Below are 13,309 nucleotides of genomic sequence, written 5' to 3'. Positions count from 1 at the left end.
GGCTTTTGGCGAGAGCACAATCATGAGAGACGACAATGTCAATAGCGAAGCGTTAGCAGATGCAAAATCGGTAGGCCTGCGTTACGTCGATGACCATTTACCCGGCATTTGCAGAAAACCGTACAAGGATGGCTTTCGCTATCTGGATGAGAAGGGCGCGTTGATCAAGGATGAATCGGAACGCAAACGCATTCAGTCTTTAGCTATCCCACCAGCATGGACTGATGTGTGGATATGTCGCTGGAATAACGGGCATATTCAAGCAACCGGTCGTGATGCAAAACTCCGAAAACAATATCGCTATCACGCGCATTGGCGCAAAGTACGTGACGAATCCAAGTACGATCGCATGCTTGCATTTGGTCGCCTCTTGCCAGGCATACGTAGCAAAATTAATGCTGCATTGTCATTGAGCGGTTTACCGCGCGAAAAGATATTGGCCTCGGTTGTTTATCTGTTGGAAAACACGCTGATGCGGATTGGTAATCGCGAATATGCGCGCACCAATGATTCTTTCGGCATGACCACGTTGCGTAAAAAACATGTGCGCATTGATGGCACTGTGATTCAGTTTGAATTCCGCGGGAAAAGTGGCGTGCGCCATTCAATCAAACTACAAGACAGACGCCTCGCCGGCATTATTCGCCGTACGCGAGATTTGCCCGGTCAAGAGTTGTTTCAATATGTGGGTGAAGATGGTGAGCGCCACAAAATAGGTTCATCCGAGGTGAACGAGTATCTGCGCGAATTATGCGGCGACGATTACACCGCCAAGGATTTTAGAACCTGGGCTGGCACAGTATTGGCAATGACTGCGTTGCAGGAAAACTTGGTTTTCGAATCGGAAGCACAGGCCAAGAAAAATATAGTCCAGGCGATTGAGAGTGTCGCGAAAAAGCTGGGTAACACGCCAGCCATCTGCCGCAAATGCTATGTTCATCCCGGGGTGATTGACGCTTATCTTGATGGGACTTTGGCGCAGATGTCGAAGCGAAAAGCCACAAGCAAGACTCCATTAAGCGCAGACGATGAGCTGAATGCTGATGAAATCCTGGTGCTTAAATTATTGGAAAAAAGCAGAAAAAAGACAAGCGCGGATAAGGCTTAGTTTGAGTGGTGAGTGAACTGAATAATCACCATTCGACTTTATTCTTCCGCCTTCATCGCCTGCGCGACGCTTTCCTTATTCAGCACTTTCCCCCACGATTCTATGCGATAAATTTCGCCGAATTTATGAATCACCATGCCGTACTGTTCACGCAATTTATCGACCTCGCTATCGATGGTAGTTTTGTCTATGCCAGTCAAATCATCAATAGCAGTAGACGTGGGACGCTCCAGCAAATCAATCGCTGATGCAAGAACGAATAAGCGGCGCGCGTCGTCAATTGGGTACTGCGGCACGCCGAACTGATTTTTGTTGAGTTGCATGCGGCTTTCCTTTCGATTATTTTCTTGTATTCGCTGTACGAAAAACCTTGTTGACCCAGTTGTCTTTAGGCTCGGATTTTTCCTCTGTCATGAATTTCGTCTTGAATTCAGCTGCTTTTTTAGTGGCATTCACACGTGTCATGATGTCTAGATTTACTAGCATGGCAATCCCACCTTCGACCCGACCGAGTGCTCGCTCGTCATCCAAATTTTCTTCAGCTTTTTCAGTACGCGCAACCAACAGACTAAAGGCTTCGCTGATCGCGCCGTAAGCACGATTGGTAATGCCGACCTGCGCAGCATCTGCAATTTCTTTTGCATCTTTCTGGTAATGCTTGAACAAATCCTGCAGGCGTTTTACATACGGCGTTGTCAGCTTTAAATCTTTGACAATAGCGCTCGCGAGCACGGCGGCAGACATCTCTGCCTTGACCTCTGCTTTTGGATAACAAGCCAAGCCGTAACCATGCTTATGCAAGCGCGTCACCATGCGTTCGATCGCGTTGAATGAATAAATATCATTGAGTTCTGCTGAAGATGATTCTGTCTTCGGTTCTGTAGAAATTCGGGCAAGCAACCAGTCGTCGAAGCTGATACGCAAGGCACCCGATGGCGTCGCATCAACTGTTTGCTGAAAACTTTTCAGCAAATTTTGATGTGCTTCAGGCGAAACTGAAATACTGATTTGAGGCATACCTTGTTTTCCATTTCTATCGAATGAATCCATGGTGTTGCATGACAATTGTCGGTGCGCTTTTCTCTACGATTATTCTTGTTGCGCTACTCTGGAAATGGGCATTTAGCTGCCTAACTATAATACTGACTAAGGTATCTGACAAAGATTCCCATTTTCTTGATGTTTTCTTTATGTTAACTATCCGGTATTTACTGTTTTTATGCATTTGCACTTGGCTTATGTCCATGTTGTCCTTGTACTTCCCGGTCAGTAACATGAAATAATGTGCCCGCTTACCACATGGAGTAACAAGGGAAATGATATGAATAATGCGCTGATAGACGTCGTGAAAAATATGCCGAAGGCGGAGTTGCATATTCATATCGAAGGTTCACTCGAACCCGAGTTGATCTTTGCACTAGCGCAACGAAACGGCGTCGTGCTGAACTATCCATCGATAGAGGCCTTGCGGGCGGCCTACGCATTTACCGATTTGCAATCCTTCCTTGATATTTACTATGCCGGTGCAAGCGTCTTGCTGACCGAGCAGGATTTCTACGACATGACCTGGGCGTATCTAGAGCGCGCTCACGCCGACAATGTTTTACACACAGAATTATTCTTCGATCCACAAACGCACACCGCGCGCGGTGTCGAATTTGGCGTCGTCGTCAACGGCATAGCGCGTGCTCTGCAGGATGCGTATAAAAAATGGGGCATGACAGGCGGCTTGATCATGTGCTTCTTGCGCCATTTATCGGAAGAAGAAGCTTTCCTCACTTTGCAACAAGCTTTGCCTTATCGCGAACACATCATTGGCATAGGATTGGATTCTTCGGAACGTGGCCATCCACCGGAGAAGTTTGCGCGCTTGTTCGCTCGCTGCAAGGAATTGGGATTTCATCTAGTCGCACACGCAGGCGAAGAGGGACCACCAGCGTATATCGAAACGGCGCTTGATTTATTGCAAGTCGAACGCGTCGATCATGGTGTGCGCTGCATAGAAGATCCGGTGTTGATGCAGCGCTTGGTGCGTGAGGCCATGCCGCTGACGGTGTGTCCTTTGTCGAATATCAAGTTATGCGTGTTTGAAAAAATGGATCAACATAATCTGCTGACTTTGCTGGATGCGGGTTTGGTGATCACGATCAATTCAGATGATCCGGCGTATTTTGGCGGCTATATGAATGACAATTTTGTCGCCGTTGTCGAAGCCTTGCCTGTGCAACGACATCATGCGCAGCAACTGGCGCGTAACAGTTTTAGCGCGGCTTTTATTGATGCCGATCTGAAGCAAAAGTATCTGGCGCAAGTCGATGCTTTCTTTGCGCATTGAGCCGGATTGAATCATAGGAGCGCTGCGATTCTTCCCGCCTCGGCGGCACATGCGCTTTTACGCTAGTCTTATGCGGGTTTGTTAGCGTAAATCCGCTATTACAATTTTTCCCCTTATTGTTGTCTGGCTGGTCGCGCCAAATTTTCTTCATATTGCGCGATAGGCCGGATATATCCAGAAAGCGAATGACTTGATGTTTGTTCAATCTTTTCGTATGACGCAGCGCGATTGGCGCGCCGGTGAGTTGCGCTTCCTGTTGGTTGCGTTGGTAGTGGCGGTCGCGGCACTGTCCTCGGTCAGTTTCTTCGTTGATCGCATGCGTACCGGTTTGAATCGCGATGCACATCAAATGCTCGGTGCGGATCTGTTGATACGGACAGATGACAAGATCGCGCCTGCATGGAAAGCGGAAGCCGAAAAGCGTGGTTTGCAACTGGCGGAAACGGTCGTCTTTCCAAGCATGGCGATTGTGGGCGAGGGTGATCAAGCGGTTTCTAAACTGGCATCAATCAAGGCTGTGACTCCCGGCTATCCTTTGCGCGGCAATGTCAGAGTAGCGACACAGATCGACGGCCAAGGCATTGCCGCAAAGACCATCCCCGAGCCGGGTACGGTATGGGTGGATGCCGGTATTTTGACCAGCCTGAATACCGCAGTCGGCAATCCACTCAAACTGGGCGACAAGACTTTTACCATCGCCAAGTTGATCACCAATGAACCAGATCGTGGCGCAGGCTTCATGAACTTTGCACCACGCGTGATGCTGTCCGCCAGCGATGTGGCGGCGACTGGTTTGATCCAGCCTAGCTCACGCATTACCTATCGCTTGCTGGTCGCAGGTAAGGCCGTCGAGGTCGACAAGTTCGATAAATGGGTACAAGACAAAATCGAAACAGAAAATCTTAAAGGCGTACGTACCGAGTCGCTGGAATCAGGCCAGCCGCAAATGCGCGCAACCTTGCAGCGCGCGGAAGAGTTCTTGTCGCTGGTTGGTTTGCTGTCGGCGATGTTGGCCGCAGTCGCAGTGGCAATGGCAGCACGTCGCTTCATGCTGCGTCACGTCGACGCCTGCGCAATGTTGCGTTGCCTGGGCATGACACAGAATCAGGTGACGTCGCTGTATTTAATTGAGTTTTTCGTGGTGGGTTTGATCGGTAGTGCAATTGGCGCAGCAGTCGGTTTTGCTGCGCATTTTGTATTGATCGAATGGTTGGGACGCTTGATCACGAATGACTTGCCTGCAGCATCGATCTTGCCAGCGGTGCAGGGCATTGCGACCGGCTTGCTGCTATTGGTTGGCTTCGCATTGCCGCCTATTCTGCAATTGCGCAATGTGCCGCATAACCGTGTGATTCGACGCGAGCAGGATATGCCGCAACCGATGACGATAGCTACCTATGCGCTAGGTCTTGCAACGTTCATAGGTCTGCTGTTGTGGCAGGCAGGAAATATCAAACTTGGTTTGTTGACGGCGGCAGGATTTGTCGGCGGCCTTGCCGGTTTTGCGTTGATTGGTTGGTTGGCGTTGAAGTCCTTGCAATCCTTGCGCGGTGCGATCAATAACGCGAGCTGGCGTTTTGCAGTGACAGCCTTGCAGCGGCGTCCTGGTGCGACGATAGTACAAGTCGTCGCATTGGCACTCGGCTTGATGGCCTTGTTGCTGTTGACAGTCATTCGCGGTGATCTGGTTGATGCGTGGCGTAGCGCGACGCCGCCGAATGCGCCGAATCGTTTTGTCATCAATATTCAACCGGACCAAAAAGCTGAATTTGAAGCGCGCCTCGCGCAGAACAAAATTGCCGACGCTGATTTATTCCCGATGATACGTGGCCGTTTGCTGGCGATTAATGACGTCGATATCAATGGCGAAAGTTTTGTCGAAGATAGAGCCAAGCGTTTGGTCGATAGAGAATTCAATCTGTCGACGATGAGCAAGATTCCCGCATCGAATGAAATCACAGCAGGTCGCTGGTTCGACGGCAGCAAGCCGGAAGCATCGGTAGAGGCTGGTTTGGCAGAAACGCTCAAGCTGAAGATAGGCGACAAACTGAAATTCGAAATCGCCGGCGAAACCGTCGAAGTGCCGATCACCAGTTTACGCAAACTGGAATGGGGCTCGATGAAGGTAAACTTCTTCGTCATCATCAATCCAGCCGCGATGAAAGACATGCCGCAGTCGTGGATCACATCCTTCCATCTGCCAGAAGGCAACACCGCCTTCGAGAATCAATTAACGCGCGATTATCCGAACTTGACCGTGGTCGATATCGGTAGCGTGGTTAAACAGATTCAGGATGTGATCGATCAGGTTGTCACTGCGGTCGAATTCTTGTTCATGTTCACACTCGCATCGGGTGTGCTGGTCTTGTATGCTGCGCTCGCCAGTTCGCAAGATCAACGCACACGTGAGGCGGGATTGTTGCGTGCGCTAGGCGCGACACGCAAACAGTTATCGCAATCGCAGTGGATAGAGTTTGCCTTGGTAGGTGGACTCGCTGGTTTGTTGGCAGCTGCAGGTGCGACAGCAGTCGGCTGGTCGCTCGCCCATTTCGTCTTTGACTTCGAATGGAAATTCAGTCCGGTCGTTTGGATTGCCGGTTTTGCAGTTGGTGCCGCATGTGCATTTATCGGTGGTTGGGTTGGCCTGCGGAATGTGTTGAATCAACCGCCTTTGCAAACACTGCGTGAAGCCTGATTTTATTTAGCCGGCAATTCTTTATGAATTGCCGAGTTTGAATCGGAGATATTTCGTTGAGGCTAATCAGAATGCATAGCCGACACTGAAGATCAGCGCGGTATCCATTTTTTTCTTGTCAATTGCCGGTTCATTGTCGTAGTCGATATTGAACTGCGTGCTCAGATTGAGGCCGGCGGCGATGGGTATGCGTATGCCCATGCGATTGCGCAGCAGTAGATCGCTGGTATCGCTCAAATTGGCATCTGCATTGAAGTTGTTGAAGTAGACCAGTTTCTTATCCCAGAATTTTTGTTCGTACTTGAAACCAAATCCTAGCGTCGGAAACGATCGATCTTCTGAGACGTTGTAGTCTTCCTTGATGTAATTCACGCTCACTTCGCTGGATAACTTGGTCACGTCGGTATCGACAAGTTGTCGACCATAACCGAGACCTGCGCCGCTACGCAAATTAAGGTCAGCCAGTTCGTCGCGTTCTGCCTTTGCATTCACAAACAGGTAGTTTTTGGGATCGAGAAATACGTCGTACTGCCCTAACAGGCGACGATTCGATGTGGTTGCGATGCCGGCTGATGTGGCTTCGTTGAGTTCCCAGTTGATCGTGTATCGATCATCAGGATTGCGTGCCACAAATTCGCCGTTGGTATGCAATTGATCGTCGTGTGAATTGCCGCGATTGAAGGCTCCGCCTAGATCAAATTTCCCCGAGTATTTTGTGGAATCATCGACAACTGGCGGATTTAATGCGGCGATGTCCTGACGGGCCAGTGTTTGTGTTTGAGGTGTATCTGTTTGTTCGAGCGCAACTTTGCCGCTCTCATCAACGCTTACTTTTCCTGTCACCATTGCGCCGTTGTCCAGTTGAACGCGGACACCATCATCAGATACCAGTTTGGCGACATTCCCCCATGGAATTTTTACCTCGCCGAATACGCCAGACTTGAAGGTCAACACGCCATCATTTAATTGATGCAGTTCGCCGGTAATTTGATCGCCATTGTTGAGGGTAACGACGGCTGCATGTCCATAAGTGGATGCAAGCAAACTGCTTGCTGAAAATAAAACTAGAAGTGGAATGCGGGATTTTTTATGCCGGGTTTTCAGGTGCTTGCTCAATAACATCGTACTGCTCCAAATGGTGATCGTTGTTTTGTAGAGCAGAGCTTTAGCTATGAGTTCCCAGATCAACCTAAAACTCTGATATTAGAGGTCAGGCGAGGGGCGCTGCAGCAGTAAAAAACAGGTGCGATGCGTTATCATGCAGGCTATGACTACTGAAGATAATCAACAACGCACTTTGTACGAACTTCTGGATGGTGAAACGGGCGTACGCGCGCTGGTCGACCGCTTCTACGATTTGATGGATCTGGAGCCAGCCTTCGCCGGCATACGCACCATGCATCCGACTACCTTGGACGGCTCGCGCGACAAGCTGTTCTGGTTCTTGTCCGGCTGGACTGGCGGCCCAAATTTGTTTGTAGAACGCTTTGGTCATCCGCGCTTGCGCGCACGCCATTTGCCGTATGCGATTGCGACTGACGAACGTGACCAATGGTTGCGTTGCATGGAAATGGCTATGAACGACGTCGGCATCGTTCCATCGCTACAAGAACATCTGCAAAAATCTTTTGCCGAAACTGCCGACTGGATGCGCAACACGCATGGTTAATAGATTCAAGCAGATGTAGCGCGATTTTATATAACATTCTTGCAGATTCCCGATTGGATTTCATTCCCGGACCAACACAGCCAATGACACAACTGCACTTCATTATTTTGCTACTTGCCGCAGTCGTCATCGTTGCGCTGCAGATCGTCGCGATGCTGCGCAATCGTGCGGTGGATATCGCGCCGCAACTCGCAAATTTGCAAAACGAATTGCAACGCTATCAGCAACAAGGTAGCGAGCGTATCGAGCGAGAGTTGCGCGAACAGGTGCAATCAACCGCTCAAGCCACGCGTCAGGAATTGGGTAGTAATTTCATGCAGTTCCAGCAGGCACTGGCGACGCAATTGACGAGCGTGGCGACGCTGCAAAACAATCAGATCGATTCATTCGCGCAGCAACTTTCCAAGTTGAATGAAGCAAATGCGCAGCAGCTGGAAGCCATGCGTCAGGCGATTACTCTGCAGGCACAAACCGGCAGGGAAGAACAGGCAACAGCGCTCAAGCGCTTCGGCGATACCTTGAATCAGACGTTGACGACGCTGACGGAATCCAACGCGCAGCGCATGGCAGAAGTGCGCGCTACGCTGGAAGCGAAGATCAAGGATCTGCAAACTGATAACGGCGCTCGTCTGGAAGAAATGCGCAAGACCGTCGATGAGAAATTGCATGCGACGCTGGAACAACGTCTGGGCGAATCATTCAAGCTGGTTTCCGATCGACTGGAAAAAGTACATCAGGGTCTGGGCGAGATGCAGCAACTGGCAATCGGCGTTGGCGATTTGAAGCGCGTGCTGACCAACGTCAAAACTCGCGGTACCTGGGGTGAAGTTCAGCTTGAGATGTTGCTGGAACAAGTGCTGACGCCAGACCAGTATGCGAAGAATGTGGAAACGATTCCGGGTAGCGGTGCCCGTGTGGAATTCGCTATCAAATTGCCGGGTTCAGACAATGGTAATACGCCAGTCTGGATGCCTATCGATGCGAAGTTTCCGAAGGAACAATACGAACGCTTGGCCGATGCGGCAGATCGTGCCGATGCAGATGGTGTGCTACAGGCCGGACGTGAGTTGGAAACGGTAGTGCGTAATGAGGCGAAAAAAATCGCCGAGAAATATCTGTCGCCGCCATTGACTACTGATTTTGCGATTCTTTTTTTGCCGACTGAAGGTTTATATGCGGAGGTCATGCGCCGGCCTGGTTTGGCTGACGATCTGCAACGCACGCATAGAGTCAGTATCGCCGGCCCATCAACCTTGTCGGCACTATTGAACAGTCTGCAAATGGGCTTCCGCACCCTGGCGTTGGAAAAACGTTCGTCAGAAGTCTGGCAAGTCTTGGGCGCCGTCAAAACCGAGTTCGGCAAATTTGGCGATGTGCTGGCAGCGACCAAGGCAACGCTGGAGCGCGCAGCCAAGAACATCGAACAGGCCGAGACTAGAAGCCGTCAGATGACACGCAAATTGAAGTCGGTAGAGGCATTGCCTAGCGAGGCCGCACAACAGCTGCTAGGCGTGGATTTGCCTTTGGGCGATTTACTGGACGACAAAGAGTAGAAATTTGTTCGTCGCCAGCAACGTTTTTTAAATCATGATAAATTCACGTCTCACTGATGAAGTGATGCGCTGAATTTTCAACACATCAATTCATCAGTACGTTCTCGGGGCGGGGTGAAATTCCCCACCGGCGGTAATGACGCAGAGTTTTACTATTTTGTGTTTAGCCCGCGAGCGCTTGTTGATGCTTCCAGCCGATTTCTTCGGCTTGCTTTACAAGGTCAGCAGACTCGGTGTGATCCCGAGGCCGACGGTCATAGTCCGGATGATAGAGAACGGGATGACTCATTACTCACTGACATTTTATGGTCACGTGCGTTTGCTATTCCCGCTTGATATTCAAATTGCCCTGTACTTTCATTTGTACACAGGAGCTTTACATGCAACACGCTATCGATATCAAAACAAAAGCCGCAACACGTCGTATCGCTTTTATTCAAGCCAGCTGGCACAAGGAAATCGTCGATCAATGCCGTATCGCATTCGTGGCAGAAATGGCTACGCGCGGTTACTCAGAAGATGTGATCGACTTCTTTGAAGTTGCAGGCGTCTTCGAAATTCCATTGCATGCCAAATTGCTCGCCAAGAGCGGCCGGTATGCTGCAGTCGTCGGTACTGGGCTGGTGGTGGACGGTGGTGTGTATCGCCACGAATTTGTTTCTCAGGCTGTCATCAGCGGGTTGATGCAAGTTCAACTGGAAACCGAAGTGCCTGTCATTTCAGCTGTGCTGACACCGCATCATTTCCATTCGCACGATGAGCATCAAGGCTTTTTCTATGATCACTTTTTGGTCAAGGGAAAAGAAGCCGCGCACGCATGTGCAGATACCATCAAACGTCTGCAACAAATTGACGCACTTACACAGGATCGCATCGCTGCATAAGTTCTTGTTGGATACCTCGCTTAGGCAAGGTTTTCAAGAAGTGCATCAGCATTACAAACATGTAAAAGTCGGAAAATAAAAAAGGGAGCCGAGGCTCCCTTTTTTGCGACTGCTCATCCTGAGTTGGCAGGATGAGTGAGTCTTAGCGCTTCGTTTCCATCTGAACCAATGGCTCAGACGATTGCGGAGGCAATGGCTTGCGTTCACGTGGCACGCGTACCGGTGCTACATAACTGGCCGCCTCTGCCTGCGCAGCACGCAGTTTCTCCGGGTTGGTAGCAGCAAGCTGCAAACCGGCATTACGCAATACTTCGCTCAAGTCTTCGACTTTGCTTGGTGCTGCTGGTGCTGCTGGTGCAGGTGCAACTGGCGCTGCTTGAACCACTGGCGCTTCAACAACCGGAGTTGATTCAACGACAGGTGCTGCGGCAACTACTGGTTCTGGAACCGGGATAGGAGCAGTGACAGCAAGCGCTGGCGCTACAACTTCTGGAGCTATAGTCGCAGGAGCAACAACCGGGCTAGGCTCAACCTGACGTGCCACTTCTTGCGGCGCGACTGGCGCAGCGATTGCGGAGGTTAGGGCGCTGGCCGGTGCTTCAACTGCTTCACTGATTTCAGCTATACGAACAAATGTTTCATGCTTCGGCGTATTGACGATGGTCGCTGCCACTTCTGCTGCGGTGATATGCGCAGTGTTTGGTGTTTGCGCTGCTTCGTCTTGCAAGCTTTGTTCTTGCAGTGCGTCTACGCCATCTTCATTGCTTTCGTTTTCAGTACCGCCTTCGGTATTGTCACGATCGCGACGATTACGATTACGACCGCCACGACGACGACGACGACGAGGTTGCTCTTCGCCTTCGACTGCTTCGACCGGAATGCCATTTTCATCCAGTACGACTGCCGTTTCAGCACTCGATTCTATAGCTGCCTTGGGAGCATGTCTGGTCTGAGCAGCATTGGCAACCGACGCGACTTGCAACAACGATGGATCTTCTGCAACAACTTCTTTGTTGCGATCTTCACGCGGTGGACGCGGTGTGCGTTCACGACGACCTTCGGTGCGCGCTTCATTGCCTTCACGTGGTTCACGCGGCTCGCGTGGCTCACGAGGAGGGCGCGGTGGACGTGCAGTTTGTGTTTCGCTCGCTGCTGCTGCCGGTTTGGCTGTAGCTTCTTCGCCTTCGCCACGATCACGGCCACCACGGCCGCCACGACTGCGATTGCGTTGATTGCGACCGTTGGAATTACGTTCGCCGCGTTCGCGGTTACGTGAATTCTTTTCTTCCGGTGTGGCAGGAACTGCTGCCGTTTTAGCTTGTTCCGGCTCAGCGCCGAAGAAAGCCATCAGTTTTTGGAAGAAGCCTTTTTCAGCAGGTGCTGCTTTTACAGCTTCGACCACTTTGCGTTCGACGATAGGCGCTGGTTGATCAGGCGTAATGCCTTTGACCATCGCTTCCTGACGAGGCTTGACGTCTTCTTTTTGACGCTTGCCGTAGCTGATGTCGGTGTCCGCTTGTTCGGTCATCGCGTAGCTGGCTTGTGTTTCTTCCAAACGTGGGTCGTCGTGCTTGATACGTTCCAGTTTGTAGTGCGGCGTTTCCAAATGCTTGTTCGGGATCAGGATGACAGAGACGCGATGACGCGTTTCGATCTTAAGGATTTCACCGCGTTTTTCATTCAGCAGGAAAGCTGCAACATCGACCGGCGCTTGCACGTGGATCGATGCCGAGTTCTCTTTCATTGCTTCTTCCTGGATGATGCGCAGGACTTGCAATGCGGACGATTCTGTATCGCGGATGTGGCCAGTGCCGTTGCAACGTGGGCAGGTTACATGGCTGCCTTCGGACAAGGATGGACGCAGGCGCTGACGCGACAATTCCATCAAGCCGAAGCGCGAGATCTTGCCCATTTGAACGCGAGCACGATCATAGTGCAGCGCGTCTTTCAGTCGGGTTTCGACTTCGCGCTGATTTTTCGAATTCTCCATATCGATGAAATCGATGACGATCAGACCGCCCAAATCGCGCAAGCGCAATTGGCGGGCTACTTCTTCAGCGGCTTCACAGTTGGTATGGAATGCGGTGGTTTCGATATCGCTACCACGTGTTGCACGCGCCGAGTTGACGTCGACGGAAACCAACGCTTCGGTGTGATCGATCACGATCGCGCCGCCGGATGGCAACGGCACGGTACGCGAATATGCCGTTTCAATCTGATGTTCGATCTGGAAACGCGAGAACAGCGGTACGTCGTCGTTGTAACGTTTAACGCGATGGACCATGTCCGGCATGACGTGGCTCATGAACTGCTGAGCTTGTTCGTAGATGTCGTCAGTGTCGATCAGGATTTCGCCGATGTCCGGTTGGAAGTAATCGCGGATCGCGCGGATAACCAGTGACGATTCCTGATAAATCAGGAAAGCTCCAGCGCTGGTTTGGCCTGCGCCTTCAATCGCGCGCCAGAGTTGCATCAGGTAATTCAAATCCCATTGCAGTTCATCGACGTTGCGGCCGATGCCGGCGGTGCGTGCAATAACTGACATGCCTTGTGGCAGATCCAGTTTGTCCATTGTTTCGCGCAGTTCCTGGCGATCTTCACCTTCGACGCGACGCGATACACCGCCGCCGCGTGGATTGTTAGGCATCAAGACCAGGTAACGACCAGCCAGCGAGACAAATGAAGTCAGTGCCGCGCCTTTGTTGCCGCGTTCTTCCTTCTCGACCTGGACCATGATTTCCTGGCCTTCGCGCAATGCATCCTTGATGGATGCGCTGCGAACATCGACGCCTTCCTTGAAATAGGTGCGTGCGACTTCTTTAAATGGGAGGAAACCGTGGCGATCTTCACCGTAGCTGACGAAGCAAGCTTCGAGCGAGGGTTCGATGCGGGTGATAACACCCTTGTAGATATTGGACTTGCGCTGTTCGCGTCCGGTTGTTTCGATATCGATGTCGATTAGTTTTTGTCCATCGACAATCGCAACGCGCAATTCTTCTTGCTGCGTTGCATTAAATAACATGCGTTTCATGTAAGTGCTCCGTGACCCGAAGGCCGTTTTAATG

At 51.1% G+C, this 13,309-nt stretch carries 10 protein-coding genes and 1 riboswitch; of the genes, 6 read left to right on the top strand and 4 right to left on the bottom strand.

Going from position 1 to position 13,309, the window contains the following annotated elements; translation table 11 throughout:
- Positions 1-22 precede the first annotated feature (22 nt).
- Positions 23-1,108, top strand: coding sequence for a DNA topoisomerase IB (locus Q7T66_RS12135; protein WP_304933573.1), 1,086 nt, complete (start codon positions 23-25; stop codon positions 1,106-1,108).
- Positions 1,109-1,146: 38 nt separating this feature from the next.
- Here Q7T66_RS12135 and Q7T66_RS12130 read toward each other — a convergent pair whose 3' ends face one another.
- Together Q7T66_RS12130 and Q7T66_RS12125 are read right to left on the bottom strand one after the other, a co-directional pair.
- Complete coding sequence (locus Q7T66_RS12130) at positions 1,147-1,431, bottom strand: hypothetical protein (RefSeq protein WP_304933572.1); 285 nt, start codon at positions 1,429-1,431, stop codon at positions 1,147-1,149.
- A gap of 16 nt (positions 1,432-1,447) precedes the next feature.
- Positions 1,448-2,125 (bottom strand): hypothetical protein, encoded by a 678-nt coding sequence (locus Q7T66_RS12125; RefSeq protein ID WP_304933571.1) that lies wholly within the window; start codon positions 2,123-2,125, stop codon positions 1,448-1,450.
- Positions 2,126-2,429: 304 nt separating this feature from the next.
- Between Q7T66_RS12125 and Q7T66_RS12120 the strand changes: the two genes are divergently transcribed.
- Positions 2,430-3,443, top strand: coding sequence for an adenosine deaminase (locus tag Q7T66_RS12120; RefSeq protein WP_304933570.1), 1,014 nt, complete (start codon positions 2,430-2,432; stop codon positions 3,441-3,443).
- Between the two features lie 193 nt (positions 3,444-3,636).
- Positions 3,637-6,138 (top strand): ABC transporter permease, encoded by a 2,502-nt coding sequence (locus Q7T66_RS12115; RefSeq protein ID WP_304933569.1) that lies wholly within the window; start codon positions 3,637-3,639, stop codon positions 6,136-6,138.
- A 66-nt stretch (positions 6,139-6,204) separates the two neighbouring features.
- On the opposite strand, the gene Q7T66_RS12110 is transcribed toward Q7T66_RS12115, so the two are convergent.
- Positions 6,205-7,182, bottom strand: a complete 978-nt coding sequence (locus Q7T66_RS12110) for a YdiY family protein (RefSeq protein ID WP_304933568.1) — start codon at positions 7,180-7,182, stop codon at positions 6,205-6,207.
- 223 nt (positions 7,183-7,405) lie between these two features.
- Between Q7T66_RS12110 and Q7T66_RS12105 the strand changes: the two genes are divergently transcribed.
- The 3 genes from Q7T66_RS12105 (at position 7,406) to Q7T66_RS12095 (ending at position 10,244) form a co-directional block, all read left to right on the top strand.
- Positions 7,406-7,807 (top strand): group II truncated hemoglobin, encoded by a 402-nt coding sequence (locus Q7T66_RS12105; RefSeq protein ID WP_304933567.1) that lies wholly within the window; start codon positions 7,406-7,408, stop codon positions 7,805-7,807.
- Between the two features lie 83 nt (positions 7,808-7,890).
- The gene (gene rmuC, locus Q7T66_RS12100; protein WP_304933566.1) at positions 7,891-9,360 is read left to right on the top strand and encodes a DNA recombination protein RmuC; all 1,470 of its coding nucleotides are present in this window, start codon (positions 7,891-7,893) and stop codon (positions 9,358-9,360) included.
- Positions 9,361-9,456: 96 nt separating this feature from the next.
- Positions 9,457-9,641: riboswitch (FMN riboswitch) on the top strand.
- A gap of 99 nt (positions 9,642-9,740) precedes the next feature.
- Positions 9,741-10,244: a 6,7-dimethyl-8-ribityllumazine synthase gene (locus tag Q7T66_RS12095; protein WP_304933565.1), complete on the top strand. Its 504-nt coding sequence runs from the start codon at positions 9,741-9,743 to the stop codon at positions 10,242-10,244.
- A 142-nt stretch (positions 10,245-10,386) separates the two neighbouring features.
- On the opposite strand, the gene Q7T66_RS12090 is transcribed toward Q7T66_RS12095, so the two are convergent.
- Positions 10,387-13,275 (bottom strand): Rne/Rng family ribonuclease, encoded by a 2,889-nt coding sequence (locus tag Q7T66_RS12090; protein WP_304933564.1) that lies wholly within the window; start codon positions 13,273-13,275, stop codon positions 10,387-10,389.
- Positions 13,276-13,309: the final 34 nt, after the last annotated feature.

Source organism: Herminiimonas sp. (genome assembly GCF_030655415.1).
The sequence above is the reverse complement of the archived record's forward strand: the minus strand, read 5'-3'. Positions and strand labels throughout refer to the sequence as shown.

Excerpts from the sequence above, each read along its gene's own strand:
- Q7T66_RS12135 (WP_304933573.1), top strand. The coding sequence starts at position 23 with ATGAGAGACGACAATGTCAATAGCGAAGCGTTAGCAGATGCAAAATCG.
- Q7T66_RS12130 (WP_304933572.1), bottom strand. The coding sequence starts at position 1,431 with ATGCAACTCAACAAAAATCAGTTCGGCGTGCCGCAGTACCCAATTGAC.
- Q7T66_RS12125 (WP_304933571.1), bottom strand. The coding sequence starts at position 2,125 with ATGCCTCAAATCAGTATTTCAGTTTCGCCTGAAGCACATCAAAATTTG.
- Q7T66_RS12120 (WP_304933570.1), top strand. The coding sequence starts at position 2,430 with ATGAATAATGCGCTGATAGACGTCGTGAAAAATATGCCGAAGGCGGAG.
- Q7T66_RS12115 (WP_304933569.1), top strand. The coding sequence starts at position 3,637 with ATGTTTGTTCAATCTTTTCGTATGACGCAGCGCGATTGGCGCGCCGGT.
- Q7T66_RS12105 (WP_304933567.1), top strand. The coding sequence starts at position 7,406 with ATGACTACTGAAGATAATCAACAACGCACTTTGTACGAACTTCTGGAT.
- rmuC (WP_304933566.1), top strand. The coding sequence starts at position 7,891 with ATGACACAACTGCACTTCATTATTTTGCTACTTGCCGCAGTCGTCATC.
- Q7T66_RS12095 (WP_304933565.1), top strand. The coding sequence starts at position 9,741 with ATGCAACACGCTATCGATATCAAAACAAAAGCCGCAACACGTCGTATC.
- Q7T66_RS12090 (WP_304933564.1), bottom strand. The coding sequence starts at position 13,275 with ATGAAACGCATGTTATTTAATGCAACGCAGCAAGAAGAATTGCGCGTT.